A 25,443-nucleotide genomic window follows, 5' to 3' on the forward strand; every position below is an offset into this window, starting at 1 on the left:
AAGGTTACCAAGGGGCGGAGCCCTGCACCCCAGGCGGTTCCGGGCGGCCGGGGGCGGGCGGGGCGGTGTTGGTGGCCGAAATGAGGTAAAGCGGGCGCTGACGCACGTTGGCCGAAAGCCGGGCAATGTACTCGCCGATGATGCCCACCGCAATCAGTTGCACGCCGCCCAGAAACAGGATGCTGACCATGAGCGAGGCCCAACCCGGCTGGTAGTCGCGGGTCACGAAGCGGGCGTACAGCGTGTAGAGCACCACCAGAAACGCCACCCCCGACACCACGAAGCCGCTGAGCGTGGCCGCCTTCAGCGGCGCGTCGGAGAAGGCCGTGATGCCGTCCAGGGCCAGGCGCACCATCTTGCGGTAGGTGTAGCCGGTGGCCCCGCCGGCCCGCTCGGCCCGGTCGTACTCCACAAAGGTTTGGCGGTAGCCAATCCACGAAATCTGGCCCCGCAAAAACTTATTTTGCTCCGGCATCAGGCGCAGGCCCTCTACCACCTTGCGCGAAATGATGCGAAAGTCGCCGGTATCGACCGGAATGGAAATGTGCGTGATGTTGGCCAGGATGCGGTAGAACAGGCGGGCCGTGAGGCGCTTACCGAAGCTCTCGCCCTGCCGCGAGCGGCGCTTGGCGTACACCACCTCGTAGCCCTCGCGCAGCTTCTGGCAGAGCGATGGAATGAGTTCGGGCGGGTCCTGCAAGTCGGCGTCGATGATGACCACGGCCGCGCCCCGGGCTCGGTCGAGGCCCGCCGAAACAGCAATCTGGTGGCCAAAATTGCGGCTGAAGTCGATGTAGCGCACCCGCTCATCGCGCCCGGCCAGGTTCAGCAGCAGCGGTAGCGACTGGTCGCGCGAGCCGTCGTTCACAAAAATCAGCTCGAAGCCGCCCGGCAGGGGCATGGCTTCCAGTACGCCCATTAGGCGCTGGTACAGCTCGCCGATGTTGGCTTCCTCGTTGTAGATGGGAATGACGACGGACAGCTCCACGCGGGCAAAAAAGTAGGAATGGGCAAGTAAAGTCGGGGCGGCGGCACCAGTGCTACCGCCCGGGGGCCGGGCCGGGCTTTTCGGCCAGGGCGAACACGCTCACGCCCAGCGGCAGGTCGAAGTGGCGCAGCAGGCGGTTTTCGCCTTGCAGCCAAGCCAGCAGCAGGCGGTTGGCGGGGCCGGGGAAGTGGTGGAGGTCGCCGGTGGCCCCGGGCTGGTAGGCAGCATCCAACGGATTGTGCATCAGTCGCTTGGCCAGGCGCAGGGCCGCCGTGGGGAAGTACAGCGCGGCGTTCCAGAACGAGCTGCGCCGCACCCGCAGGCCGGCCCGCTCCAAAGCTCCCACCAGCCCAGAGCGGGAGTAGCGCCGGAAGTGGTGGTTCACCACGTCGTGGGCGCTCCACAGGTAGGCGTGGGCGGGCACGAATACCAGCAGCCGCCCGCCGGGGCGCAGCACCCGCGTCCATTCGCGCAGCGCCCGGGCCTCATCGGCGATGTGCTCGAGCACGTCGGAGGCAACCACTAAGTCGAAGCGCTCGTCGGCAAACGCCAAGGCAGCCCCGTCCATCACGGCCACGTTGGGCACGCCCCGGGCCTGGGCCAGCGCGATGGCCGGGCCGCTCACGTCGATGCCGCTTACATCAGCGTAGCCGGCCGCCCGCAGCCGTTGCAACAGAGGTCCGCCCGAGCAGCCCACCTCCAGGATGGCCGCTTCCGGGCCCAGGCCCAGGCCCTGCACGAGGTCGTACACGGCGTCGCGGCGGCCGGCAAACCACCAGTGCTGCTCTTCTACTTGGTGGTACTTGGCTTCGTAAGTGAGGTCCATGGGGGTAAAAGTAAGGGCGCGGGCCCCGGCGGCGGAGCCGGTGGCGCTACTTGCGGGCGGTCAACAGCACGGCTTCGCAGGGGGCGGCCTGGTGCACGAGCACCAATTGAAACGACGAGTCGAGGCGGGCACGGTAGGCGGGGTCGCACACCAGCACCACGGTGCCGGGCTGGAGCGCCCGGGCTTCGCCCTGGTAGCGGATGGCAACGGTTTTGTGAGCGGCCAGTTGCAGCACGGCCTGGTAGTAGAGCAGCACCGGGTTGTAGCCCCCCTGGTTGAGGAGCGTGAACCCATCGAGCAGCGGCTGCTCTTGGGCTACTTGCTGGGCGTAGCGGGCCAGGTGGGCGTCGGAGCCCGTGCCGTAGTCGCTGTAGCGTTCGTCCACCAGCTGCCGCATGATGGCGCGGAACGGAAAAAAGAACAGCCCCGCTACTAGTCCTACCCGCAGCGGCCACGCCCATGCGCGGGGCACACGGGGCAGATTGGCCGCCAGCACGTCGTGGTACAAAAAATCGAGCCCTAACCCGATAAGCAGCGCCAGCGCCGGGTACGCTGGCAGGGCGTACCATTCCAGCTTGGTGGCTGACGCGCTGCACAGCAGCATCCAGCCCAGCGCGAACAGCAGCAGCAAGCTGCCAGCCCTGCGTACCAGGCGATCGGGCTGAAGCCATACCAGCCCGGCGGGCACCAGCCACCAGATCCAGCCCGCAAAGTCAATCGTGTACAGCCGGTCGAAATAATACGTCCACGGCCCCGTGTGGCCGTCCAGCACTTGGTTGTAGCGGCCGCCCAGCTCGTTTGCCCGCACAGCGGCCAGGTAGCCGGGGTCCAGGGCCTCGTGGGCCAGGTAGTAGGCAGCCACGATGGCCAGGCCGACAGCCGCCACCACGTACAGGCGCGGCTGGCGCAGCAGCCAGGGCAGCTTGCCCCGGGCCGCGGCGTACACCAGCAGGGCCGGCCCGCCCAATAGCCCGGCCACACCCTTGGTGAGCACCGCGGCCGTAAAGGCCGCCCCCAACCAGTAGAGGTGGCGCAGCCGGGCGGTTTCGAGGTACTGAAAAAACGCCAGCCAAGCCACTACCTCCCAGAATGCCAGCAGGGCGTCGTAGTCGCCGGTGCGGGCCCCGTGCAGGCGCACGTAGCCCGCCGCCGTCACCAGCACCAGGCCGCCGAAAAAGCCCGCCAGCGGCCGGCGGAGCGTGCCGGCCGCGAAGCGGTACAGCAGCAGCACCGTGCCCAGGGCCGCCAGGGCCGAGGGCAGCCGCAGCGCCCAGTTGCTGTAGCCCAGCGTTTTAAAAGCAATGACCTGGAGCCAAATCAGGAGCGGCGGCTTGGTGTTCCAATGGTCGGGCTGGCCCTGGAACGTAGTAACCAACCAGTTGCCCCCGCGCGACATCTCCATGGCGTTCATGGCCAGGCGGGACTCGTCCCAGAGCTGCACCGGCGAGCGGCCCAACTCGAAGAGCAGCGGAAAAGCCGCCAGCCCCAGTAGCAGCAGCAAGAGCTGGTTGGCGGGCATCCGCAGCCACTGCCGCCCGCCAGCCAGCGGGCCACGCAGCGTAGAGGATAAAGGCATGGAATAAAGCATGGAAAGAAACAATGACGCAATACGGCCCACCGCGGCCCCGCGCTGATGACGTGAGAAAGACTCTTTGCTGAGCGGGACCGAAGCAAGGCGGCGGACCGGATACCCGACCAAAAGTAAGTGCTCTGCCCCGCCTGGGCATACGCCCCTGGCCTGTGGCGCACCCCCCGCGCGGTGGGGGACACGGCTTATCTTCGCCGCATGGCAGACCCGCTCCTTTCGCTCGTTATTCCGGTGTACAACGAAGAGGCATTGATTGACCAGCTCGTGGGGCGTTGTGTGGCAGCGCTGGCCGCCATCGGCCCCGACTTTGAAATAATTTGCGTGGACGACGGCAGCCGCGACGGCACCCTACCCCGGCTGCTGGCCGCCCGCGCCGCCGAGCCGCGCCTGAAGGTGCTGGCCCTCTCGCGCAACTTCGGCCACCAGGCCGCCTACACCGCCGGCCTGCACGCCGCCCGGGGCCGGTACGTGGCCATGATGGACGGCGACCTGCAAGACCCGCCCGAGCTGCTGCCCCGCATGTGGGAGTTGCTGTGCTACGACGCCCACGACGTGGCCTACGGCCACCGTACCGACCGCGCCGAGGGTTGGGGCCGGCAGGTGCTCATCCGAGGCTTCCACCGCATTTTTCGTAACTTTTCGCGGTTGCAAGAAGCCGACAACGTGGGCAATTTTTCGATGCTCAACCGCCGGGCCCTGACGGCATTCCTGTCGTTGCACGAAAAAAATCGGTATTTGCCGGGGCTGCGCTCGTTCATCGGGTTCCGGCAAGCGGCCGTGCCCTACGCCCGCCAGGCCCGCCCCGATGGCACGGTGCCCAAGATGGGCTACGGCCGCCTGCTAGCCCTGGCCCTCGACGCCCTGTTCTCTTTTTCCAACCTGCCCATCAAAATCTGCCTCTACGCCGGCATGTCCGGCATGGTGCTGTTCCTAGCAGCGGGTGTGTACGTGCTGGCCAGCAAGGGCCTGGGGGTAGCCCCGCCCGGGTGGTCGTCGCTCGAGCTGAGCATTTACTTCATGGGCTCCATCCAGCTGCTATTTCTGGGTATTCTAGGCGAGTACGTGTTCCGCGGCTACCGCGAAAACCAAAACCGACCCCTGTACTTTATTCAGGAGTATTTTAATGACTAACCGCTTAATTGCGAGATACTTGGCGTTAGTGCTAGGCCTGCGGCTGCTGCCAGCTCAGGCGCAGGATTCGTTGCGCTACGCCAATTGGCGGCTGGAACAGGCCGACGAGTTTAACACCGCCGGCGACAGCGCGGCGGTGGCGGCGCGGTGGCGCTTGGCTTACCCGTGGGGGCGCAACCTGGGCGGCTACGAAACCGAATACTACGAGGGCCAGGAAGTGAACGTGCGCGGGGGCTTCCTACTGCTGACCGCGCACCGGCTGGCTGCCCCGCGCCCCTACGGCCGCGGGCAGCAACTGCGCTACGCGTCGGGCATGCTCTACGGCCGCCACCCGCTCCCCGACGCGCTGCGGCCCGCCCCGTGCCCGCCCGGCGAGGGCCTCAGCTACGGGCTGTTCGAGATGCGGTGCCGGCTACCCGCCGCCGCGGGCGCTTTTCCGGCCTTCTGGCTGTTCGGCACCCCCGACGAAGTGGACATATTCGAGGGCGACCCCGGCGGCGTCAGCAACAACGTGCACCTGCACGCCCACGACTACTGGCGGCCGGGCCCGGTGGAGGAGCCCGAGTGCCAGTGCTTCTACTACTGGCCCCGCGCCACCCGTTTTGCGGGCCAGTACCACCGCTACGCGCTGGAGTGGCTGCCGGGCCAGCTCACGTTTTACTTCGATGGGGTGCCCGTCCGGCGCGAAACCCGGTTCCGGCCCCTGGGCTGCGGCATGGCCGTCATCGCCAACCTGGCCGTGTGGGCCTGGATGCGGGCCCCGGCCGACACGCTGGCCATCGACTACATCCGCATCTACCGCCCCCGCCAGCTGCCGGCGGCCCCGTTCGGCTTTGCGGCGGGGCCCACGGCCGGCCTGTTCGCGTTTCCCCGCGCCGTGGCCCCCGAGCGGAGCAACCCGCCCGGCGTGCAGGCCTGGGCGCTGTGGCGGGCCCCCGGTGGCCAGGTGCACCTGGCGCTGCGCGACAACTTCAACCCCGCCTGCGCCAGCACGTTGCCGCTGCCCACGGGGGCGGCGTGGCAGGGCCCCTGGCTGGCTGGCCCCGGGGCCACGCCCATCGCCGTGAGCATCGCCGACACGGCCGCGCTGCACTGGGCCGTGCTTACGCTTCAGGGCCGGGCCCTGCGCACGGGCCCGGCCACCCCCGGGCCCTGGCGCCCGCCCCTGGCGGGGCTGGCCCCGGGAGCCTATTGGGTGCGCCTCGGGCTCGGGGCCGCGGTGCGGTACCAGGCCGCGTACGTGCTGGACCAACCGGCCGATTCGCGGCCTGCGGCGGCCTGGCTGGAGCCGCCCGCCGGGGCCGCACCTTAGCTCCGGCCGCCGGGACTCCCGGTTTTTGCCGTACTTGTGCGCCGAACTGGCCGCCGGGTCGAACGCAATTGGCCCTCCTTTAACGCTTTTTTTACCGTGACGACCGACCGCATCCGCGCTAGTTTCGCGCCCGCTACTAAGACGCAACGGCTGGTGGTTGGAGCATTTTTTACCGGGCTGCTGCTGCTCGGGCTGTGGCTGGTGCGCGACTACGGCGTCTCGGTTGACGAAGGCCAGAGCCGCATGAACGGCATGGTGTCGCTGAAGTACCTAGGGGACCGCTATTTTCCAGAGTTCATCCGAACCCACGGCGAGTTTGCTGCCTACGCCGGGTTGCCGCTGCCGCAGTATTACGACCGCGACTACGGCGTCGTGTTCGAGCTGCCCGTGACGTGGCTGGAACAAGCGTTGGGCCTCACCAGCTGGCGCGACATCTTTCAGCTCCGGCACCTTTGCACTTTTCTGGTGTGCCTGGCCGGTGTGGGCGCGGTGTACCGCCTGGCCCGGCGGCGTTTCAGCGACTGGCGCCTGGGCTTGCTGGCCGCCCTGCTGCTGGTGCTGAGCCCCCGCCTGTTTGCCGATTCGTTCTACAACGACAAAGACGCTGTGTTCATGGGCCTGTTTGCCGTGGCCACCAACACGGCCGTAGCCTTTGTGGCGCGGCCCACGTGGCGGCGCATGGGGTGGCATGCCTTGGCCTGCGCCCTCACCATCGACGTGCGCATCATGGGGGTGGTGCTGCCCCTGGCCACGCTGGCCCTACTAGGACTGCAAGCCGGCCGCGGGGCCTATCGGGGCCAGCGCGTGGCCGCCCCGGCGGCGGCCTACCTGCCGCTGCTGGCGGGGTTAGTGGTGGCCCTGTGGCCCTACCTATGGGCCGCCCCTTGGGTGAATTTCGCACAGGCCTTTGCTAACATGGCCAAGTTCCGGTGGAACTCCGATGTCTTGTACGCGGGCCGCTTGATACCAGCCGTTGCGCTGCCCTGGCACTACGCGCCTGTCTGGATTGCCATCACCACGCCGGTGCTGTATTTGGTGGGCTGGGCGGTGGGGGCCGCCGCCATATTGCGTCGACTTGGGTACCGGCGGTGGCAGTTATACGCTGGCGACGAGTGGCAGGATCTGTTGTTTCTGGGGCTCACCGTGGCACCCGTGGCGGCCGTCGTGCTGCTGCACTCCGTTATTTACGACGGCTGGCGGCAGCTCTACTTCGTGTACCCGTCGCTGCTGCTCGTGGCACTGCGCGGTCTGGTGGCGGTGGCTCGGTGGCGGCCGGCCGCGCCCCGCTGGCAGCGCGCGTGGCAGCCGCTGTGCTATGGGGTGCTGGGGGCGTCGCTGCTGACCACGGCCGTCCAGATGGTGACTATGCACCCCCTGCAAAACACGTATTTCAACTTGCTGCCCGGCCGCCACCTCGAAGAGCGCTACGAGTTAGACTACTGGGTGCTCAGCTACCGCCAGGGGCTGGAATGGATTGCCCGGCACGACGACCGCGCCCACGTCAAAGTAGCGGCGCAAATGCCCACCGTGCTGGAAAGCAACCGCCGGATGCTGTCCGACTACGACCAGGACCGCCTGGAAGTGGTGACGGACGGCCAGCAGGCTGACTATTACCTGACCACCTACCGCTGGCACCCCTACCCTTACACCGAGTACCCGCAAGAGGTTGCCGCCCTGCGGGCCGGGGGCCAGCGGGTACTTTCCATTTTCCGGGTGCGGTGGTGACCCGCCGAAACAAGCCAACTTTGCACGGGCAACTGGTCCGGCTTTACCCCATTATTTCCTGTTTTACGCCTCTTTGCTTCACTCATGAAAAAATTGTTTTACCCCTGGCTGGCCCTGGCTTTGGGCGCGTGTGGCGGCCAAACGGCCAGCACTACTGCCGGCCAGCTGGCCACCAACGATTTTGAGTCGATGGACGGCTGGATGAGCGGGGCCACCAACCCGTCGCTCACGAAGGAAAAGGCCCACTCCGGGGTTTTTTCGGTCAAAATCGACCCGGCCGTGGAATACAGCCTGGGCTACAACAACCTGCTGGGCAAGATGAGCGCCAGCCGCCTGCGCAAAATCAAGTTGCACTGCTGGGTGTTTCTGCCCAACGAGAAAGCCTCTGCGGTGCTGGTGACGGACGTGCAAACCCCGGGCGTGGCTAAAAGCGTCCTATGGGACGGCTTCGACCTGCTCAAGGAAGTTAAGGCCAAGTCGGCGCTCAACCAATGGGCGGAGGTGGAGCACACCGTCGAGATTCCCGAAACGGCGGCGTACACCAGCAAGATGCTGGTGTATTTGTGGCGGGGCGGCAGCACGCAGCCCGTGTACCTGGACGACCTCCAGATTTTGCAGGCCGATTAGGCCAGGCCGGGCGCTGGCCCTGTTATCAAAAGCGGCCCCCTCGAGTTGGGCAGCCGTACCGAGCGCCTTTCTCACCGCCTGATTGGCCGGGCAGAACCACACGCGCCTGGCCGGGCCACCCCATGCCTTAGCTATGCCAGCCCCCGCAGTTGCTCCGTTCTACCCCCTGCTGCCCGACCACGGGGCCCGGCCCCGCCGGGCCCCGTGGTCGGGGGCAGCGCTGGCCCTGGTGGCGGCCGTGCTACTGGGCATGGCCGCCGCCACCGCCACCTGGCCCAATCTGCAAATCACCCGGTGGGACGTGTTCGGGTACTACCTCTACCTGCCGGCTACCACCGTGTACCACGACCTGGGGGAGCTGAAGTTCGTGCCGCCCCTGCTCGACCGCACCGGTCTGACGAACCGCGGCAACCCGGCCCACCCCCTCGGCATCTATGAGGCGTCGCGGGCCCGCACCGGGCCCGACCGCTACGTCATCAAGTACACCATGGGGCAGGCGGTGCTGTGGTGGCCATTTTTCCAGGCGGCGCACTTCTACACCCGGCACTTCAGCACCTATCCGGCCGATGGCTACTCGCCGCCCTACCAGCTGGCGCTCTACCTGGCGGGGCTGGCCTACGCCCTGCTGGGCCTGGGGCTGCTGCGGCGGCTGCTCCTGCACTACTTCAGCGACCGCCTGAGCGCGGTGCTGCTCGTGGTGGTGTACTTTGCCACCAACTACTTGGTGTATAGCGTTTTTAGGGGGCTCTATGCCCACAACGCGTTGTTTGTGCTGCACACGGCCACGCTGCTGCTGCTCACGCGGTGGCTGGGGCGGCCGCGCTGGTACCTGGCCCTGGGCCTGGGGCTGACGGTGGGACTGGCGGTGCTCATCCGGCCATCCGAGGCTATCATTCTGCTGGCGCCCTTGCTGCTGGGCGTGGCCACCGCGGCCGACTTGCGGGCCCGCCTGCGGCTGGCGGGGCGGCACGGGGCCCAAGTGGCGCTGGCCGGGGCTGTGGCGGTGGCCGTCAACGCCCCGCAGCTGCTGTACTGGCACCGGATGTCGGGGCACTGGCTGTACGACTCGTACCCCGGCGAGAAGTTCGACTTTCGGCACCCGCACCTGCTCGGCGGCCTGTTCAGCTTCAACAACGGCTGGCTGACGTACACGCCCGTGATGGCGCTGGCCGTGGCGGGCATCGGGCTGCTGTGGCGGCGGCAGCGCGGCTGGTTCTGGCTGCTGGCCACCTACTTGCCCCTGCACCTGCTGGTGGCGTACAGCTGGTGGTGCTGGTGGTACGAAGACAGCTTCGGCTCGCGGGCCCTGGTGCAGGCTTACCCGCTGCTGCTGCTGCCCCTGGGCGTGGCGCTGCACGCCCTGTGGCGGCGCGGCCCGCGGGTGCGGGCGGCCACGGGGCTGGCCGTGGCCGCGTGCCTGGTGCTCAACGTTTTCCAGGCCTGGCAGATGCGGCAGGGCATTTTCGTGACGGAGTACATGACGTGGCGCTACTACGGCGCGATTTTCGGCAAAACGCGGCTCACCAAGGACGACCTGGCCAAGTTCGACGCGAACGAGGCCAGCCCCGACCCGCGCCGCTACCAGCCCGAGCAGGTGTACTTCAACACCTTTGAGCCGGCCGCCAACGCCGGGGCCCCCCTCACCGCCGACTACGCCCAGCTGCCGCCCGCGTGCCTGGTTGACAAGGCGCACCCCTACAGCCCCGGCTACCAAGGGCAGCTGGGCCCGGCCAACCTGCGCCCCGGCGACTGGACGCAGGTGCGCGTGCAGGCATTTTTTCCGCGCAAAGAATACAACATCAACGCCATGCCGCTGATTGTTATCGAATACCACCACCCCAACGAAGCCCCCTACCGCTGGCAAAGCGTGCGCATCACCAACAAAGTGGGCGACGTTTCTACCATCTGGGGCGGCAGCGCCGGCGTGTGGGACGAGGTGGGCTTTGCCAGCCACGTTCCCCACGAGGCCCGGCCCGAAGACGAGGTGAAGGCCTACGTTATGAACGGCGCGTCCAGCCAGCCGCTTTACATTGATAACCTGAGCGTTACGCTTTTGCGCGACGCACGTTAACCGCCCCGGCGGCCCGGGCTGCGGCCCGGCCCGTGCCGTGCATGCTGCCGTCCACCGGGGCATGGTACGGGGTAGAAAAGCGGGAATAAAGACGGAACGGGTTGCCGCAAGGCCTCCACGGCCCTACTGCTTGGGCCGCAGCACGGCGTAGCCCCGCACTACGTCTTCGCGGTAGGCACCCGGGGGCAGCAGGCTGCGCACCACCTCGTGCACCGGCCGCCCGCGATACGCGGGGGGCACCACGAACACCGCCGCCGGGTACTGCCGCCAGAAGGCCCGCACCTGGGCCGGGGTGGGCGGCGGCAACAAGGCCAGCGAATCGGGGCGGCGCTGGGCCAGCAGCAGCCGGGCCAGCACGGGCGCGTGGGCAAAGGCGGCGAAGGTGGCGGCCGGCACCCGCGAGATATAGCCCCCCGGCAGCGCCTTGCCGTGCCGGGTTTGGTAGAGCAGCTCGGCCGGGTCGAAGCGGCCCACCTGGTGGTAGCCGTCGAGCAGGCCCACGGGAATGGGGAACACCACCGGCCCCGGCTGGGCCGCGGCCACGGCGTAGGCCGCCGGCACGTCGGATTGGCGGATGAGCGGGTAGGCCGTGGGCTGGAATTCGAAGAAGACCCCGGCGGCCAGCGCGGCCGCCACGGCCCAGCCCCGGCCGGCCGCCGCGCCGCGCAGCCAGCCGTCGAGGCCGATGGCCGTGGCCAGCGGCAGCAGCAGCGAGAGCAGCAGCACGTGCCGCGTGGGGCAGCGGATGTTGTTGAGGAAGGGCACGAAGTGCACCAGGCTGGTGGGCAGGCGCAGCCAGTCGTGGCCCAGCCAGCGCAGCTCGGGCATGGTGAGCAGCGCAAACAGCAGCGCCAGGGCCCAGAAGGGGCGGGTTTCGGCGGGCGCGGCGGGCACGGGGGCCCCGGCCCGCCGCGCCCGGCCCGCCGCCAGGGCCAGCGCCAGGGCCAGCAGCGGCAGCAGGTAGCCCAGAAAGGTCACGTTCTCGACCGAGCCGGGGCTGTGGAAGCGGGGGCTGCGCCAGAGCGCCGCGCTGGCGGGCGTGGCCAGCCAGCGGTTGCCCAGCGGCGGCACGAGGTAGCCGGCCAGGTCGCCGCCCCACCACAGGCCGGCGTTGTCGTCGAGCCCGGCCAGGGCCAGGCCCCGCGAAACGAAGTGCCCGACCACCAAAATGGCCACCACCACCGCCCACGGCTGCCAGCGCCGCCAGCGCACTTCGCCCAGCCGCAGCGCCCACCAGGCCGCGTAGCCCACCGAGAAATACACCAGCCCCGCCAGCGCGTAATAATCACTGAACAAAGTAATTAGCAGCAAAAACAGGGCCCACGCCACTTGCCGCCCGCTGCGCACCCGCGGCCGCCACCGCCCCGGCGCAAACGCCAGCCCATCGAGGTACGCCAGGAGGTAGAACGGCACGGTGGCCGTGAGCAGCAGGTGGTAGTGCTCGGGCCAGTGCGCCAGCTTGTAGGGCGAAAACGCAAACGCGAAGCCCACGAGCCCGCACAGCAGCGGCTGCCGCACCCAGCGCCCCGCCAGCCGCGCCGCCCCCGCCCCGCTCAGCACGAAGCTCAGCAGCAGCCCGCCGTTCACGGCCCGGTACTCCTGGCGCAGCAGCACGTTGAGCACGCCCAGCACCGGCGTGTAGGTGTGCAGCCAGAGGCCGGTGCCGGCGGGGTAGAGCAGCAGGGGCGTGAAAAACGGGTTGTGCCCGGCCGCCGCCTGCCGTTGGAAGTTCCAGGCGTTCCACAGGTACTGGTTGGCGTCGCCGTGCGGGGTGCCCACGAAGGCGCTGCCCCAGGCCCGGCCCAGCGGCCACGAGTACCAGGCAAACAGCGCCGCGTAGGCCAGCCCGGCCAGCAGCAGGCCGCGGCCGCCCAGGGCATTGGCGGGCGCAGGAGAAGCGGTGGGCATGGGGGGCGGGGAAAGGCCGGGGCCCGCGGGGCCCCAACAAAAGTAGGCCGGCGGCGGTAGGTAGCTTTGCCCTGCCACCCCTTCGCCCCCGCCCCATGCCCGTCGCTCGCCCGTTCAACTTTCAGCAGTGGATTGCCGACCACCGCCACCTGCTCAAGCCGCCCGTGGGCAACCAGCAGATCTTTAAGGACAACCAGGACTTCATCGTGATGGTGGTGGGCGGCCCCAACGTCCGCAAAGACTACCACGTGGACGCCGGCGAGGAGCTGTTCTTCCAGCAGGAGGGCACCATGACCGTGAAAATCATCGAAGACGGCCGCCCCGTGGACATCGAAATCGGGCCCGGCGAAATGTTCCTGCTGCCGCCCGGCGTGCCGCACTCGCCGCGCCGCCCGGCCGGCACCGTGGGCCTGGTGCTGGAGCGCTACCGCCAGGCCGGCGAGCTCGACGGCTTCCAGTGGTACTGCGAGAACTGCGGCCACCTGCTCTATGAGGAGTACGCCGAAATCACCGACATCGTGGCCCAGCTGCCGCCCCTCATGAACCGCTTCTGGGCCAACGACGCCCTGCGCACCTGCTCGGTGTGCGGCACCTACCTGGCCGCGCCCGCCCCGGTGCAGTAGGGCGGCCTTCGCGTCACTTATTTTGGGCCGGACCCTTAATTGAGGCTGGCCGCGTGCTGCCGCACCACTTCGCGGGCAATGGCCAGGTTGGTATCCAGGGAGTTGACGGCCAGGTAAACGAACATCTCGCCGCCGTTGAGCAGCTTGATGAGGTGGTACTGGTCCGAAACCGTGATGAGGATGTCGTCCAGCGTGCCGCTGCTGAGGCGCAGGGTGCGCATGGCTTCTAGGTTCTGCTTCACCACCTGGGTGTTGTAGGCCGCCGCCAGGTCGGGGTTGAACTGCTCGGAATTGGAATGGCTGGCCAGGTTCAAGCCCGTGCCGGCGTCCACCACCGCCACGGCGATGAGGCCGGGCAGGTCGGCGAGGATGCCCTGCACAACCCGGCCGGGCGGCGTCGAATCGGAATAGGCCATAATAATAGCTGTTGAGCAGATAGTTAATCGATGGTATTGGCGGCGGCTTGCAGCGCGATGCGGGCCAGGGACAAGCTGGCCAGGCTCGGGTTCAACACGATGGAAAGCAGCAGCTCGCCGTTGCGCACGAGGCGCAGCAGGTGCAGTTGGTCCGACATCGTAATCAGCACTTCGCGCAACACCTCGGGCGGGGCCCCCTGGGCGGCTTTCAGGGCCTGGCGCTCCAGCCGGACCACGTCGGCGTGGTAGCGGGCCACGGGGGCGGCGGGCAGCACGTCGCCGGGGGTGCGCCCTTGGATGGCAGTGCCGGTCTCCACCTGCGTTAGGCCCGCGAAAAACAGGCCCGGCAGTTCGGCCACGAGCTGCTCGAGGGCCGTGGTGGCCGACGCGACCAACAACAAGGCACCGCCCGGGGAGGCCGCCGGCGGGGCCGGGGCCGCCACGGGCAGCGCGGGGGGCACCGGCGGCGGCAGGGGCGGCGCGGCCGGGGGCGGGGGCAAAGCGGCCGGGGGCGGCAGATGAGGCACGGCGGCCGGCGGCGGCTCCCCCGGGGCCCATCCCTCCGGGGCCGGGGCCGGGCTCGAGGCCGGCCGCACGGTCTTGGGCCGGAAAGGATTGAACATAGTAAAGGATGAGGCTAGCGTTGAAAGGCAAAAGACCGCCCCAGCTGGTGCGGCACCCGCCGCCCGCCGGGGCGGTGCAACGGTTGAAAAAGGCCGGGGCCTTAGTAGGCCGCCACCCGGGCCGGCTCGGCCGCGGTGGCCTTGCTGCGGGCCCCGGCCGAGCGGGCCATGGTGTACACGATGAAGCCGAAGCCAATCTTGTTGATAACGTCGCCGACGTTGTACACCAGGTTCATGTCGATGTGCAGGCCGCTGAGCAGGTTGCCCGGGGCCATCATGTAGCCCAGCGGGTAAATGGCCCAGCCGATGATGATGAAGTAGCCCAGGTAGTTAAAGGCGTTCACCACGTCGATGCTCTCCGATTGGTCCACGAGCTTGCCCAGGCGGCCGAACCACACCTCGTACACCACGGCCAGGTAGCCCAGCGTGGAAATGCTGCCCCAGATGATGCTGTGCGCGGGGCCCGAAATTTCGCCCAGGTAACCGAAGGCAATCATCCACACGGCCCCGGTGGCCAGCACCCACAGCGAGCCGGTTTTGGCCCCGGCCGGGCTCAGCAGCAAATAAAACTGGGCGCAGAGCATGGGCACGGTCAGCACCCAGTCGATGTAGCGGAATTGGGTGGGCGACTCGTGCGTCTGGATGTACAGGCCGCGCATGAAGTAGTAGTTCACGCCGGCGATGATGCAAATGATGCCGGCCACCGTGAGCGAGGTGCGCCATTGCGGCGGCAAGCTGTTGCGCTCCAGCAAAAAGAAGGCCCCCGCCGCCAGCAGGGCGAACGTACTCACGAAGAACGTGAAGCCGACCACGTCGTTTTTAGGGATGGTGAAATCGGCCTTGGCGGCCACTTGCAGCAGTAGGGTAGCAAACATAAAATAGGGCAATTAGGGGGTGAGCTGGCGGTTAATGAAAAAGGAGAAATATGAATTAGACTTGTTCCTGAATTAGAAAAGACCTAGACCGTCATGTAGAGCGCAGCGAAGCCTCTTTTTGGCGTCACTAACCCTGCTTACTGGCGCTAAAAAGAGGCTTCGCTGCGCTCTGCATGACGGTCTTTTTTGCACAGCTTTTTATTTAGGAGCAAGTCTATCAGCTACCTGTTAGACAACATTTTAAATCCAGGCAAGGCCGTTAATACCCGCGCTTCAGGGGCTGGCCGGGGGGCCCAGCGGCAGCGGTCGAGCACGCCCGTCACGAGCACCGTGTGGGGCAGCGTCACCACGGAGGCCGCCAGCAGCAGCAGGGCCACCAGCGTGCCCGAGTGCGCCAGCAGGGCGGGGCCCAGCCACCAGGCCACGCCCAGCAGGCCGGCCACGCTTACCGACAACAGGGGCAGCGCCAGCTTCCAGAAGCCGCGCAGGCGGGCCAGCAGGCGGCCGCCCGGCGGGGGACCCGGCAGCAGCGGCACCAGGCGCAGCACGTGGCGCAGGCTGTGCCAGCCCACGAAGTACACGCCGCTGGCCAAGGCCGGGCGCAGCACCAGCAGCAGCAGCGCCAGCAGCGCCGTTTCGCCCACGTCGGTGCGCAGGGCCCGCCACTGGCCCAGGGCCCCGTAGCCGGCCCAGAGCGCGGCCAGCGCCAGCCCCGCCAGCCCGCCCAGCCCCGCCGCCACTTGCCCGAACAGGGGGGCCGGCACGGCCTGCCCGCGGGTCAGGGCCAGCAAATCGTTGCAGAGGGCGCGGGTTTCGACGGGCCAGGCCAAGGCCGGCACGGCAAACAGCACCAGGCCGCGCGCCGCGCCGTGCAGCAGCCACCAGCGCCCGGCGCGCGCCGGCGCGGGCCGCAGCGTTGCGGCATCGGCCGAGCCCCAGTGCCAGGCCGAAAGGGCAAAAAAGCCCAGGAGGGCGGCCGTGGGCAGCCAGTACCAGGCCGCCAGCACCGCGCCGGCCAGGGCCACGTAGCCCAGCAGCAGCCCGCGCTGCCACCACGGGCCCCAGGCCGCCGCCCGGGCGGGCGGGGCCGCGGGCAGCAGCAGGTGGTCGCAGGCCCCGTGGGCGATGCCCAGCCCCACCAGCCCCACGGCCAGCGGCGGCCCCAGCAGCAGCGCCGCCGAAGCTGGAAACAACCCGCCCACTGCGGTGCACACCAAAACCAGTAGATAAACAGGACGCATAGCAGCAATGAAGCCGACGGCTAACAACCCGGCAGGCACGTACAATAATTAAATAATAAAGTACTGATAATCAGTATAAAACTAGAAGCCCTGCGTCATGATAGGCAACACATCTCCGATAATTATTGCGCAACGCACCCAGCTGCGGGGCCCTATTCCATCGAGCTGATGTACAGGGCCGGGCGGCGCGTGGCGGCCGGGTCGTCCGCCTTGTCGGCGGCCGGGCGCAGGTGGCCTTGCGCCTGGAGGGCAGTGCTGGGCACGCCCTGCTTCACCAACTCGGCAATCACGAGGTTGGCCCGGTCGAGGGCCAGCGCGATGGAATGGGGCTCGGACGTTTCGGCGTTGCCGAACACGATGAGCCGGTAGCGGGGGTGCGTTTTCAGCAAGCTGGCGATGTTGCCCAGCTGCTGGGCCCCCTCGGGGCCCATGGTGGCCTGCCCGGGGGCGAAGCTGAGGCGGTCGAGGTCGATGGGTTTGCGGCTGGCTCCTTCCGGGTTGGCGAGGCGCTGCGAAAGCACGGCTTCGGCGGAATTGGCGTTTGATTGGGCCGGGGCGGCCGGTTGGACGTCGCGCGCGCCCTCGCCCCGGGGCATCGTCACGCTTAAGCTCGGGGCCGGCTGCCCGCCGCTTGCCACGGGCAGCACGGCGCTGCGGTGCGGGATGGCCACCAGCGCCCCCTCCTTCCGGCGCAGCGCCAGCACGGCGGCGAGTTTGTTGTCCGAACCGCGCAAAGCGGCCGGCTTCGCCGTGCGGACTTCGGCCGCCGGTTTGGCGGCCGGCGCGGGTTTTTCCGGGGCGGGGGCCTCCGCGGCGGGCGCGGCGACCGAGGCCACGGCTTTCTGCACGGCCGCTATCAGGGGCCGGGCGGCTTCCATCGTTTGCTTCTGCCAGAAGTAGCTGCTGGCCCCGATGCCCACCACGGCCAGCACCGCCAGCGGCCACCACGGAGCCGTGCCGGTCTCGGACCGGGCGGCCGCCGGTCCGGCCACCGCCGCTGGCGCGGCCGCTACCACCGGCGCGGCCACTGGGCCCGGGGCCGCCTGGGCCCGCAACCAGTTTTGCAGCCCGTTGGCGTCCAGGTGGTGTTCGGCGGCCTGCTGCCCGGCGGTGGCCAGGGCCACCAGGGCGAGGCAGCCCATCCAGTCGCTGGCCTGGCCGGGGGTGGCGGGGGCGTGCGACCCGGCCAGGGCATGGAAACGACCGGCCCCGAGCAGCGTTTGCGCCAGGTGGCGGCGGTGTTCGGGCCAGCCGCCGTCGGGGCGGGTCAGCTCGGCCAAGTCGGTGTGCGCCTGCGTTTGGTAAAGCTGCTGGCACATGGCCCGCAAGTTTTCCGGGCTACCCAAGCCTTCAGCGGTGCCCAGGCTGTGCACCAACAGCGGCAGGGCTTGCTGCGACAACGCCGCCGCTGTTGCTTCGGGCAGGCCAACCGAAGCGGCCAGTTGCGCCTGCAACCCCGCCACATGAAAAGCTAACGTAGAAGTGGAGGCCATAGTGGGTACCGGGAATGGGAAGTAAAAGCGGATTTATTAAAGGATCTTCGTTACCGGCTGCGCGGCGTCTGGCAGCGCTCCGATGCCACAGGCCACAACTTGACCAGCTGAAGAGCTGTTTCGGTGAGAATACTCGATGAATTGTACTAATCAGAGCCAATCACTGAGGACAAACAGACCCCATGGCAAACCGATAGATTATAAAAACACAAATTATTAAAGGGAATTATAAGACTGAACCGTGGACGAACAATAAACAGTAGCGCATTCTGCGAAACGTCATGCCACCCGTTCAAACCCTCATTAAAGCTGTCAAAAATAGTCATCTAGAAGTTAAAAAAAAATATTTGCCAATATTTTTATTACCCCGCAAACCGCTGCCCTATTTGCTGCGTAGCTATTCGTTTTTAAAAAATTAAAAGATATCATTATTTTTATTAGATTAATACAATATCAATGCGTTTGCTGAAAAATATTTTTATTGTACTATCCGTATGCAAACGGCTTAGGCAGCTGCCGATGCTCATGGGTTTACCTGCCCCGCGGTGTTGGCCACGCCATTGGCACAGGATGTAGCGAGCGGAAAGCGCGGATTTCCATAAGTAAGCCGCGGCCATATTTTGGCCGCGGCTTACTTGGCTCTCTCAGGCCTTTTTGCGCTGCCGCGCTTGGATTGGTTAAGGGGCCAGCCACCGCCGCGGGCCGCGGCACCGGCCGTACCTTTGGGGAATGCTTTCTGCCCTGCTCGACCCCACCCACGCCGCCGCCCTCGACGACGCCGACCCGCTGGCGGCTTTTCGTCAGGAATTTCTGTTTCCCAATGGTTCCGATGGCCGGCCGGTGGCCTACTTCTGCGGCAACTCGCTGGGCCTCCAGCCCAAGGCCACTCGCGCCGCCCTCGACGCCGAGCTGACCAACTGGGCCGAAATGGCCGTGGAGGGCCACTTCCACGGCACCGCGCCCTGGATGCACGCCCACGGCCCCCTGGCCGAAGCCAGTGCGGCCGTGGTGGGGGCCCGGCCGCACGAAGTGGTGGTGATGAACGGCCTGAGCGTGAACCTGCACTTGCTGCTGGTTTCCTTCTACCGGCCCACCGCCACCCGTTACAAGGTGCTGATGGAAGGCGGCGCGTTCCCGTCGGACCAGTACGCCCTCGAAACCCAGGCCCGCCTGCACGGCCTCGACCCCGCCGATGCCATCGTGGAGCTGGCGCCCCGCCCCGGCGAGCACACCCTGCGCACGGCGGACATCACAGCTAAAATTGCGGAACTGGGCGACTCGCTGGCCACCGTGCTGCTCGGCGGGCTCAACTACTACACCGGGCAGGTGTTCGACATGGCCGCCATCACGGCGGCCGGGCACGCGGCGGGGGCCACCGTGGGCTTCGACCTGGCCCACGCCGCCGGCAACGTGCCCCTGCACCTGCACGACTGGGACGTGGACTTCGCCTGCTGGTGCACCTACAAGTACCTCAACTCGGGGCCCGGCGGCATCGCGGGGGCCTACGTGCACGAGCGGTTTGCCCAGCGCCCCGACCTGCCGCGCCTGGCCGGCTGGTGGGGGCAGGAGTCCAGCGAGCGGTTTCAAATGAAAAAAGGCTTCCGTCCCGCGCCCGGGGCCGAGGGCTGGCTGCTGTCGAATTCGCCGGTGCTGCTGCTGGCCCCGCTGCGGGCCAGCCTCGACCTGGTGGCCCGCGCGGGGGGCATGGCCGCCCTGCGCCGCAAGAGCGAACCCCTCACCGCCTACCTCGAAAGCCTCATCCGGGGCCTGGCCCTGCCGCCCGACCAGCTCGAAATCATCACCCCCGCCGACCCGGCCCAGCGCGGCTGTCAGCTTTCGCTGCTGGTGCACCGGCGCGGGCGCGCGTTGTTCGAGCACCTGGCGGCCCGCGGCGTGGTGGCCGACTGGCGCGAGCCCAACGTGATTCGCCTCGCGCCCGTGCCGCTTTATAATTCATTCGAGGACGTGCGCCGCGCCGGAGCGGCGCTGCACGAGTTTTTCGCCGCCACTTGAAGGCCCCGGGGCCCAGCCGGCACTTTTTAGCCGCGTTCCCCGTACTTCAGTCATCATTAACCTCCCGATGGAAGACTACGCGGCTAAAATGCAGGCCAAAAGCGCGGCCGAACTGCGCCAATACGTGGGCCGCTACGCCGAGTACCGCGACGATGCCGTGCTGGCCGCCCTGGCCGAGCTGAGCCGCCGCGGCCTGCCCGCCCCCGAAGAAGCCGCCCTGCGCCCGGCCCTGGAAGTGGCCGTGGCCCAGCAGCAGGCCGCCGAAGCCAAGGCGGCCGCGGCCGCCCCCCGGCCCGGCGACCCCGCCGCGGCCGACGGCCTCGAACTGTATTCGCAGGGCACGATTGTGCTGTTTTCGATGCTGTTTTCGATGCTGGCGGGCGGCATTTTGCTGGGCCTCAACCTGCACCGCCTGCGCCGCACGGGGGCCCTGGCCCGCTTGGTGGCCTTCGTGCTGGCCCTGTCCGTGGCCCGCGGGCTGGCCCTGGCCTGGGCCCTGACGCAGTTCAGCAACAACCTGCTGGTGCTGGCCTTTCTGCCATTCTTGTTCGACGTGGCGGGCACCGTGGTGTACCTCGCCTGGTTTTGGCCGCGCTACGTGGGCACTCAGGAATACCGCAGCCGCAGCTGGCTGCTGCCGCTGGTGCTGTGCCTGGCCTTGTCGTTCGCGCTGCGCCCCCTCATCGCGCCCATGCTCGTCAAAAGTGGCTTGGTGCCCCCCACCGCGCCCGCCAAAAAGTAACCAAGGGCCAGCCGTGGGCATTCCGGCAGGAGCGCCTTCTGCCTGACTGCCCGCTGCTAGCTGGCCTCGCCCACCACGTACTGCATGCGGTAGAGCTGGGCGTAGTAGCCGTTTTCGAGGCGCAGCAGCTCTTCGTGGGTGCCCACTTCTTTGATTTCGCCCTTGTCGAGCACGATGATTTGGTCGGCTTTCTGGATGGTGCTCAGGCGGTGGGCGATGACGAGCGAGGTGCGCCCCTGCATCAGCTTCTCGATGGCGTGCTGAATCATCTCCTCCGTTTCGGAGTCGACCGACGAGGTGGCCTCGTCCAGCACAATCACCTGGGGCTGGTACACCAGGGCCCGCACAAAGCTGATGAGCTGCCGCTGCCCCACCGATAGGGTCGCGCCGCGCTCCATCACCGGGTAGTCGAGGGCCCCGGGCAGGCGCTCGATGAAGCGGCGGGCCCCCACGAGGTCGGCCGCCTCCCAAATCTGCGCGTCGCCTATCTCGCCGTTGCCCAGCGTGATGTTGTCGCGGATGCTGCCCGCGAACAGGAACACGTCTTGCAGCACCACGCCAATCTGGCGGCGCAGCACGCTCAGGTCGTAGTCGCGCAGGTCGCGCCCGTCCACCAGAATGCGGCCTTCCTGGATGTCGTAGAACCGGCTCAGCAGGTTGATGATGCTGGTTTTGCCCGCCCCGGTGGCCCCCACGAAGGCAATGGTCTGCCCCGGCCGGGCGTGGAAGCTGATGTCTTTCAGCACCCACTCGGGCGGGTTGTAGGCAAATTTCACGTGGTCGAAGCGCACGTCGCCCACCAGCGGGGCATCGGGCACGTAGGTACCGGTGGTGGCAATTAGGTCGTCGCTGTCGAGCAGCTTCAGCAGGCGCTCGGTGCTCACCAGGCCCAGCTGGAGGGTGTTGAAGCGGTCGGCAATCTGGCGGATGGGCCGGAAGAACAGCGCGTTGTACATGATGAACGCAATGAGGGCTCCCTTGGAAATCGTGCCTTCAATCTGGCCCTGGGCCGCGTACCAGACCAGCAGGCCCACGCCGATGGCCCCCAGCACCTCGGCCACCGGGTAGTACACCGAGTAGTACAGCACCGAGCGGATGTTGGCGTCGGTGTGCTCGCGGTTTATCTTTTCAAACTTCTTGAATTCGCGCTGCTCGTTGCCGAAAATCTGCACCACACTCATGCCCGTCAGGTGCTCCTGCACGAACGAGTTGAGCTTGGCCACGGCGTTGCGCACGTCCTGAAACGACACTTTCACCTTCTCTTTAAACACGTAGGTGGAAAAGAGCAGCGGCGGAATCACCGACAAGCTCACCAAGGTCAGGCGCCAGTCGATGTAGAACATGAAGGCCATGATGAACAGGATTTGCAGGATGTCGCCCACCATCGCCGCCAGCCCTTCGCTGAACACGTCGGACAGGGTTTCCACGTCCGAGATGTTGCGCGTCACGAGCACGCCGATGGGCGTGCGGTCAAAGAAGCTCAGCTTCAGGCCCAGCAGGTGGCGGTAGAGGTCGGTGCGGATGTCGCGCACGATGTACTGGCCCAGCCAGCCGCCGTAATAGGTCTGCAAGTAGCTGACGCCGGCGTGGGCCACCAGCAGGCCCAGCAGCCACAAAAACATGTGGTTTAGGCCGGTGCGGTCGCCCTGTTCGATGCTCACGTCCACCATCCGCTGGATGAGGAAGGGCCGCAGCGTGCCCAGCGCGGCCGTGGCCACGGTGAGCACAATCAGGCCGATGAACACGCCGCGGTAGGGCCGCACGTAGCTGAGCAGGCGGCGCAGCACCTGCCAGTCGAACACCTGGCCGGTGGTGGGGGAAGCAGCGGGTTGGGGTTGCATAGGCTACAAAGGTCGGCAGGAACGCCCGGAGCGGGGCCGTGGGTAACCGGCCGGGGCCCGGAGTGGTTGGGAAAATGCTTTTAAAAGCCGGGCGGCCACGCCATCTTTAAGGGCCCAACCTTTCCTTCCGTTCCGATGACGCCACTTTTACCCCGCTGGTGCCTGTTCGCCGCCCTACTCCTGGCCGCGGCGCCCGCCCGGGCCCAAACCGTCAACGTCGAGGCCGTGACCCGCTACTGGGAAATCACGGACGCGCTGCGCCGCAACGAGCCGCTAACCGACCAGGTGTGGCACGATTTCCTGGAGCTGCCGGGCAACAAAGTGTATGTGCGCTCGGTGTACGATGCCGAGAACCTGGCCCGCTACCGCAAAGCCGTGGAGGTGGCCTACACGCCCCGCTACGACTCGCTGCTGCAAGCCCAAATCAAGGCCGGGGCGTGGTACTACATCTTGGCCAACGACTACAAACAGCGCGAACAGGAATACCGGGCTTACATCGCCCAAACTGCCAAAAGCGCCGCTTACCTGGACTTGATGTACGCCAGTGCCTACGCTTGGCTGCCCGCCCGCAACCATACCAAAGTAGCCGATTTGCATTTATACTACGTCGCGCTGGGCAACGATGCCACTTCGCAACGGGAGGGTCTTTTCTACAGTCTGCACGCGTCAACCAAATACACCAAAATCAAGCCCGGTATTTTGGAAGGACACGAAATGCACCACCAGTTGCACCCTTTCAAGGATTTTGGCACGTTAGATCCTGCCGATGAGGGTGTGGTGAGAATGCTGCAAAATATTGAAGAAGAAGGGCTTGCAGACCAGGTTGATAAGCGGTGCGAGATGATGACCAGCGATTCGCTCGATACCCGCGACTGGCTGCTGGCTCCGGCCCCCGCCGTTATTCAAAAAATGGACTCCCTCATTCAAATCCAAACGCGGGGTGGGGCCCCGAGCAGCCCAAAGCAATACCGCCGCCTGACCAATGGTACCAACGGCCACCTCCCCGGCTTTTACATGTCATCGGTCATCGTAAAAAACGGCTACGCAAAACAGATGATTGACCATGCCGGCGACCCGCTGGCCTTCGTCCTGCTCTACCAGAAAGCTGCCAAAAAGAATAAAGCGCAGGCGCAGCGCTTTTCCAGTGCTTCAGTGAGTTACTTCAAGCAACTGGCGCGCAAATACGCCAAGCCTCGGCCCGCTCCGGTGGCTGCTTTATCGAATCCTTAAGAAATTAAGGAGCTTGTGAAGAGCTATCTAACTGTGCTGGGGCCCTACTTTGTTTCCTCCGGTATCAGCCCCGGCCCGTACTCCACCCGGCTCAGAAACAGCCCCTGGGGCGGGGCCGAGGTGCCCGCCGCCAGCCGCTGCTGGGCCCACAGCAGCTGCTGAAACTGGGCCGGCGTGTGCTTGCCCCGGCCCACTTCCAGCAGCGTGCCCACCACCAGCCGCACCATGCCGCGCACGAAGCGGTTGGCCCGGATGCGGAACACCCAGCCGCCCGGGGCCGGGTGCCAGCCCGCCTCGGTGCAGCGGCAGACGTAGTGCGTCTCGGCCCCCTTCACCTTGGAGAACGTGGTGAAGTCGAACTGCCCCACCAAATGGGCGGCGGCGGCGTTCATGGCCGCCACGTCGGGGGCCCGGTCGAGGAACACGGCCTGGTCGCGCCGGAACGGATTGGGCTGAGTGATAATAAAATACTCGTAGGTGCGGGCCTCGGCGTCGAAGCGGGCGTTGGCGGCGGGTGGCACCGGGTGCAGGCGCAGCGGCGCGATGTCGGCCGGCAGGGTGCGGCGCAGGCGGTACAGCAGCAGGGCCTCGTCCATGCCGGCCGGCAGCTCGGCCTCGAAATGCGCCACCTGGTGGCTGGCGTGCACCCCCGCATCGGTGCGCCCGCTGCCCAGCGTGCTGATGCGCTGGCGCAGCACCTTGCTCAGCGCGTCGTTGAGGGCCGCCTGCACGGTGGGCGCGTTGGGCTGCACCTGCCAGCCCGAGTAGGCCGTACCGTCGTAGGCCAGGTGGAGGAAATATTTCATGTCTTCATTTAGCATTTATCAATTACCATTTAACACACTTGGGGCCCCATGCCAGTCATCAGCAAGCTAGGCGTGTTAACTGATAATTGTTAATTGTTAAATGACTCAGATCTTTTCGTAAATCACGGCCGCGCCTTGGCCCACGCCGATGCACATGGCGGCCAGGCCGTAGCGCACGCCTTCGCGGCGCTGCATTTCGTGCAGCAGCGTGACGGACATGCGCGTGCCCGACGAGCCCAGCGGGTGGCCCAGGGCAATGGTGCCGCCGTTCACGTTCATCTTCTCGGTGTCGAGGCCCAGCTCGCGGATGCAGGCCAGGCTCTGCACGGCGAAGGCTTCGCTCAGCTCAATCAGGTCCATGTCGGCCAGGGTGAGGCCGGCGCGGGCCAGCACTTTCTGGGTGGCCGGAATGGGCCCCAGGCCCATCACCGCGGGGTCGACGCCGGCTGCGGCCGAGGCCACCACCCGCGCCATCGGCTTGAGGTTGTAGCGCTTTAGCGCGTCTTCGTTCACCATCAGCACGGCCGCGGCGCCGTCGTTGATGCCGGTCGAGTTGCCGGCCGTCACGGTGCCGCCGTCGGGCTGGAAGACGGGCTTGAGGGCCGCCAACCGGTCGAGGGTGGACACGCGCGGCTGCTCGTCGGTGTCGAAGAGAGCGGTGTCGCCGGTGGGCTGCGGCAAAAACACGGGGATGATTTCCCGGCGAAACCGCCCTTTTTCGGCCGCCCGGTGGTACTTGCGCTGGCTCTCAAACGCAAACGCGTCCTGGTCTTCGCGGCTGATATTGAAGCGCTTGGCGATGTTCTCGGCCGTCTGCCCCATGTTGTAGGGGTAGTGCATCTTGTTCAGCTTCGGGTTGGTGAAGCGCGAGCCCAGCGTGGTGTCGTGGGCCGTGAAATCGCGGGCGTAGGCCGTTTCCGACTTCGCCATCACGAACGGGGCCCGGGTCATGCTCTCCGAGCCGCCGGCCAGGTACACGTCGCCCTCGCCGGCCTTGATGGCCCGCGAAGCATCCATGATGCTCTGCAAGCCACTGGCGCACAAACGGTTCACGGTAATACCGGGCACCGAGGCAGGCAAGCCCGCCAGCAGGGCCGCCATGCGGGCCACGTTGCGGTTGTCTTCGCCGGCCTGGTTGGCGGCCCCCATGATGACGTCTTCCACGGCGCTCTTGTCGAGCGAGGGGTTGCGGCGCAGCAGGGCGCTCAGCACGAGCGCGGCCAGGTCGTCGGGGCGGACGCTGCTCAGCGCGCCGCCAAATTTTCCAATCGGGGTCCGCACCGCGTCCACGATATAAGCAGTTGGCATCAGAAAGAAGGATAGGAGGGCGCCAAGCGCCCCGTGCTGGCTAAATTTGTGGCCCC

General features: G+C 66.9%; 21 protein-coding genes. 9 read left to right on the top strand and 12 right to left on the bottom strand.

Translation table 11 applies throughout. The annotated features are described in order from the left end of the window. Window positions 1-4: 4 nt before the first annotated feature. Genes HNP98_RS10175 through HNP98_RS10185 form a run of 3 tightly spaced genes read right to left on the bottom strand, consistent with a single transcriptional unit; the run spans window position 5 to window position 3,390 of the window. A complete protein-coding gene (locus HNP98_RS10175) occupies window positions 5-988 on the bottom strand; it encodes a glycosyltransferase family 2 protein (protein WP_173809968.1) in 984 nt (327 codons plus the stop codon). A 52-nt stretch (window positions 989-1,040) separates the two neighbouring features. After that, on the bottom strand, window positions 1,041-1,814 hold the full coding sequence (locus tag HNP98_RS10180) for a class I SAM-dependent methyltransferase (RefSeq protein ID WP_173809969.1): 774 nt from the start codon (window positions 1,812-1,814) through the stop codon (window positions 1,041-1,043). Between the two features lie 46 nt (window positions 1,815-1,860). After that, window positions 1,861-3,390 (bottom strand): ArnT family glycosyltransferase, encoded by a 1,530-nt coding sequence (locus HNP98_RS10185; protein WP_173809970.1) that lies wholly within the window; start codon window positions 3,388-3,390, stop codon window positions 1,861-1,863. 210 nt (window positions 3,391-3,600) lie between these two features. On the opposite strand from HNP98_RS10185, the gene HNP98_RS10190 reads away from it, so the two are divergent. From HNP98_RS10190 to HNP98_RS10210, 5 genes are all read left to right on the top strand, one after another. Continuing rightward, complete coding sequence (locus HNP98_RS10190) at window positions 3,601-4,533, top strand: glycosyltransferase family 2 protein (protein WP_173809971.1); 933 nt, start codon at window positions 3,601-3,603, stop codon at window positions 4,531-4,533. A 28-nt stretch (window positions 4,534-4,561) separates the two neighbouring features. Next, window positions 4,562-5,845, top strand: coding sequence for a family 16 glycosylhydrolase (locus HNP98_RS10195; protein ID WP_317171093.1), 1,284 nt, complete (start codon window positions 4,562-4,564; stop codon window positions 5,843-5,845). Window positions 5,846-5,941: 96 nt separating this feature from the next. Beyond that, a complete protein-coding gene (locus tag HNP98_RS10200) occupies window positions 5,942-7,570 on the top strand; it encodes a glycosyltransferase family 39 protein (RefSeq protein ID WP_173809973.1) in 1,629 nt (542 codons plus the stop codon). Between the two features lie 84 nt (window positions 7,571-7,654). Further along, on the top strand, window positions 7,655-8,197 hold the full coding sequence (locus HNP98_RS10205) for a hypothetical protein (protein WP_173809974.1): 543 nt from the start codon (window positions 7,655-7,657) through the stop codon (window positions 8,195-8,197). A 133-nt stretch (window positions 8,198-8,330) separates the two neighbouring features. Beyond that, the gene (locus tag HNP98_RS10210) at window positions 8,331-10,268 is read left to right on the top strand and encodes a hypothetical protein (protein WP_173809975.1); all 1,938 of its coding nucleotides are present in this window, start codon (window positions 8,331-8,333) and stop codon (window positions 10,266-10,268) included. Between the two features lie 123 nt (window positions 10,269-10,391). On the opposite strand, the gene HNP98_RS10215 is transcribed toward HNP98_RS10210, so the two are convergent. Beyond that, window positions 10,392-12,176, bottom strand: coding sequence for a hypothetical protein (locus tag HNP98_RS10215; RefSeq protein WP_173809976.1), 1,785 nt, complete (start codon window positions 12,174-12,176; stop codon window positions 10,392-10,394). A gap of 95 nt (window positions 12,177-12,271) precedes the next feature. Here HNP98_RS10215 and HNP98_RS10220 point away from each other — a divergent pair, with 95 nt between their 5' ends. Continuing rightward, window positions 12,272-12,799 carry a 3-hydroxyanthranilate 3,4-dioxygenase gene (locus HNP98_RS10220; protein ID WP_173809977.1) on the top strand — a complete coding sequence of 176 codons (528 nt, stop codon included), beginning with the start codon at window positions 12,272-12,274 and terminating at the stop codon, window positions 12,797-12,799. Between the two features lie 35 nt (window positions 12,800-12,834). On the opposite strand, the gene HNP98_RS10225 is transcribed toward HNP98_RS10220, so the two are convergent. The 5 genes from HNP98_RS10225 to HNP98_RS10245 form a co-directional block, all read right to left on the bottom strand. Beyond that, a complete protein-coding gene (locus tag HNP98_RS10225) occupies window positions 12,835-13,215 on the bottom strand; it encodes a hypothetical protein (protein ID WP_173809978.1) in 381 nt (126 codons plus the stop codon). A gap of 23 nt (window positions 13,216-13,238) precedes the next feature. Beyond that, window positions 13,239-13,838 carry a hypothetical protein gene (locus HNP98_RS10230; RefSeq protein ID WP_173809979.1) on the bottom strand — a complete coding sequence of 200 codons (600 nt, stop codon included), beginning with the start codon at window positions 13,836-13,838 and terminating at the stop codon, window positions 13,239-13,241. 101 nt (window positions 13,839-13,939) lie between these two features. After that, the gene (locus HNP98_RS10235) at window positions 13,940-14,713 is read right to left on the bottom strand and encodes a bacteriorhodopsin (RefSeq protein ID WP_173809980.1); all 774 of its coding nucleotides are present in this window, start codon (window positions 14,711-14,713) and stop codon (window positions 13,940-13,942) included. Window positions 14,714-14,934: 221 nt separating this feature from the next. After that, window positions 14,935-15,954, bottom strand: a complete 1,020-nt coding sequence (locus HNP98_RS10240) for a beta-carotene 15,15'-dioxygenase, Brp/Blh family (protein ID WP_173809981.1) — start codon at window positions 15,952-15,954, stop codon at window positions 14,935-14,937. Between the two features lie 152 nt (window positions 15,955-16,106). Then, window positions 16,107-17,447 (bottom strand): OmpA family protein, encoded by a 1,341-nt coding sequence (locus HNP98_RS10245; protein ID WP_173809982.1) that lies wholly within the window; start codon window positions 17,445-17,447, stop codon window positions 16,107-16,109. A gap of 729 nt (window positions 17,448-18,176) precedes the next feature. Between HNP98_RS10245 and kynU the strand changes: the two genes are divergently transcribed. Together kynU and HNP98_RS10255 are read left to right on the top strand one after the other, a co-directional pair. After that, on the top strand, window positions 18,177-19,460 hold the full coding sequence (gene kynU, locus HNP98_RS10250) for a kynureninase (RefSeq protein WP_173809983.1): 1,284 nt from the start codon (window positions 18,177-18,179) through the stop codon (window positions 19,458-19,460). 67 nt (window positions 19,461-19,527) lie between these two features. After that, window positions 19,528-20,202 carry a hypothetical protein gene (locus HNP98_RS10255; protein ID WP_173809984.1) on the top strand — a complete coding sequence of 225 codons (675 nt, stop codon included), beginning with the start codon at window positions 19,528-19,530 and terminating at the stop codon, window positions 20,200-20,202. A 56-nt stretch (window positions 20,203-20,258) separates the two neighbouring features. On the opposite strand, the gene HNP98_RS10260 is transcribed toward HNP98_RS10255, so the two are convergent. Further along, window positions 20,259-22,043: an ABC transporter ATP-binding protein gene (locus HNP98_RS10260; protein WP_173809985.1), complete on the bottom strand. Its 1,785-nt coding sequence runs from the start codon at window positions 22,041-22,043 to the stop codon at window positions 20,259-20,261. A gap of 135 nt (window positions 22,044-22,178) precedes the next feature. Here HNP98_RS10260 and HNP98_RS10265 point away from each other — a divergent pair, with 135 nt between their 5' ends. Continuing rightward, window positions 22,179-23,273, top strand: a complete 1,095-nt coding sequence (locus HNP98_RS10265) for a DUF5700 domain-containing putative Zn-dependent protease (RefSeq protein WP_173809986.1) — start codon at window positions 22,179-22,181, stop codon at window positions 23,271-23,273. Window positions 23,274-23,317: 44 nt separating this feature from the next. On the opposite strand, the gene truA is transcribed toward HNP98_RS10265, so the two are convergent. Together truA and HNP98_RS10275 are read right to left on the bottom strand one after the other, a co-directional pair. After that, a complete protein-coding gene (gene truA, locus HNP98_RS10270) occupies window positions 23,318-24,079 on the bottom strand; it encodes a tRNA pseudouridine(38-40) synthase TruA (RefSeq protein WP_173809987.1) in 762 nt (253 codons plus the stop codon). A gap of 105 nt (window positions 24,080-24,184) precedes the next feature. Further along, entirely contained in the window at window positions 24,185-25,387 is a 1,203-nt protein-coding gene (locus HNP98_RS10275; protein ID WP_173809988.1) for a thiolase family protein, read from the bottom strand. Window positions 25,388-25,443: the final 56 nt, after the last annotated feature.

The sequence above is a fragment of the Hymenobacter caeli genome (assembly GCF_013294115.1).
Taxonomy (GTDB): domain Bacteria; phylum Bacteroidota; class Bacteroidia; order Cytophagales; family Hymenobacteraceae; genus Hymenobacter; species Hymenobacter caeli.

Coding starts and splice junctions, on each gene's coding strand:
- truA (WP_173809987.1), bottom strand. CDS start 24,079: ATGAAATATTTCCTCCACCTGGCCTACGACGGTACGGCCTACTCGGGC.
- HNP98_RS10215 (WP_173809976.1), bottom strand. CDS start 12,176: ATGCCCACCGCTTCTCCTGCGCCCGCCAATGCCCTGGGCGGCCGCGGC.
- HNP98_RS10230 (WP_173809979.1), bottom strand. CDS start 13,838: ATGTTCAATCCTTTCCGGCCCAAGACCGTGCGGCCGGCCTCGAGCCCG.
- HNP98_RS10235 (WP_173809980.1), bottom strand. CDS start 14,713: ATGTTTGCTACCCTACTGCTGCAAGTGGCCGCCAAGGCCGATTTCACC.
- HNP98_RS10245 (WP_173809982.1), bottom strand. CDS start 17,447: ATGGCCTCCACTTCTACGTTAGCTTTTCATGTGGCGGGGTTGCAGGCG.
- HNP98_RS10240 (WP_173809981.1), bottom strand. CDS start 15,954: ATGCGTCCTGTTTATCTACTGGTTTTGGTGTGCACCGCAGTGGGCGGG.
- HNP98_RS10190 (WP_173809971.1), top strand. CDS start 3,601: ATGGCAGACCCGCTCCTTTCGCTCGTTATTCCGGTGTACAACGAAGAG.
- HNP98_RS10205 (WP_173809974.1), top strand. CDS start 7,655: ATGAAAAAATTGTTTTACCCCTGGCTGGCCCTGGCTTTGGGCGCGTGT.
- HNP98_RS10210 (WP_173809975.1), top strand. CDS start 8,331: ATGCCAGCCCCCGCAGTTGCTCCGTTCTACCCCCTGCTGCCCGACCAC.
- HNP98_RS10220 (WP_173809977.1), top strand. CDS start 12,272: ATGCCCGTCGCTCGCCCGTTCAACTTTCAGCAGTGGATTGCCGACCAC.
- HNP98_RS10255 (WP_173809984.1), top strand. CDS start 19,528: ATGGAAGACTACGCGGCTAAAATGCAGGCCAAAAGCGCGGCCGAACTG.
- HNP98_RS10265 (WP_173809986.1), top strand. CDS start 22,179: ATGACGCCACTTTTACCCCGCTGGTGCCTGTTCGCCGCCCTACTCCTG.
- HNP98_RS10260 (WP_173809985.1), bottom strand. CDS start 22,043: ATGCAACCCCAACCCGCTGCTTCCCCCACCACCGGCCAGGTGTTCGAC.
- HNP98_RS10275 (WP_173809988.1), bottom strand. CDS start 25,387: ATGCCAACTGCTTATATCGTGGACGCGGTGCGGACCCCGATTGGAAAA.
- HNP98_RS10180 (WP_173809969.1), bottom strand. CDS start 1,814: ATGGACCTCACTTACGAAGCCAAGTACCACCAAGTAGAAGAGCAGCAC.
- HNP98_RS10185 (WP_173809970.1), bottom strand. CDS start 3,390: ATGCCTTTATCCTCTACGCTGCGTGGCCCGCTGGCTGGCGGGCGGCAG.
- kynU (WP_173809983.1), top strand. CDS start 18,177: ATGCTTTCTGCCCTGCTCGACCCCACCCACGCCGCCGCCCTCGACGAC.
- HNP98_RS10225 (WP_173809978.1), bottom strand. CDS start 13,215: ATGGCCTATTCCGATTCGACGCCGCCCGGCCGGGTTGTGCAGGGCATC.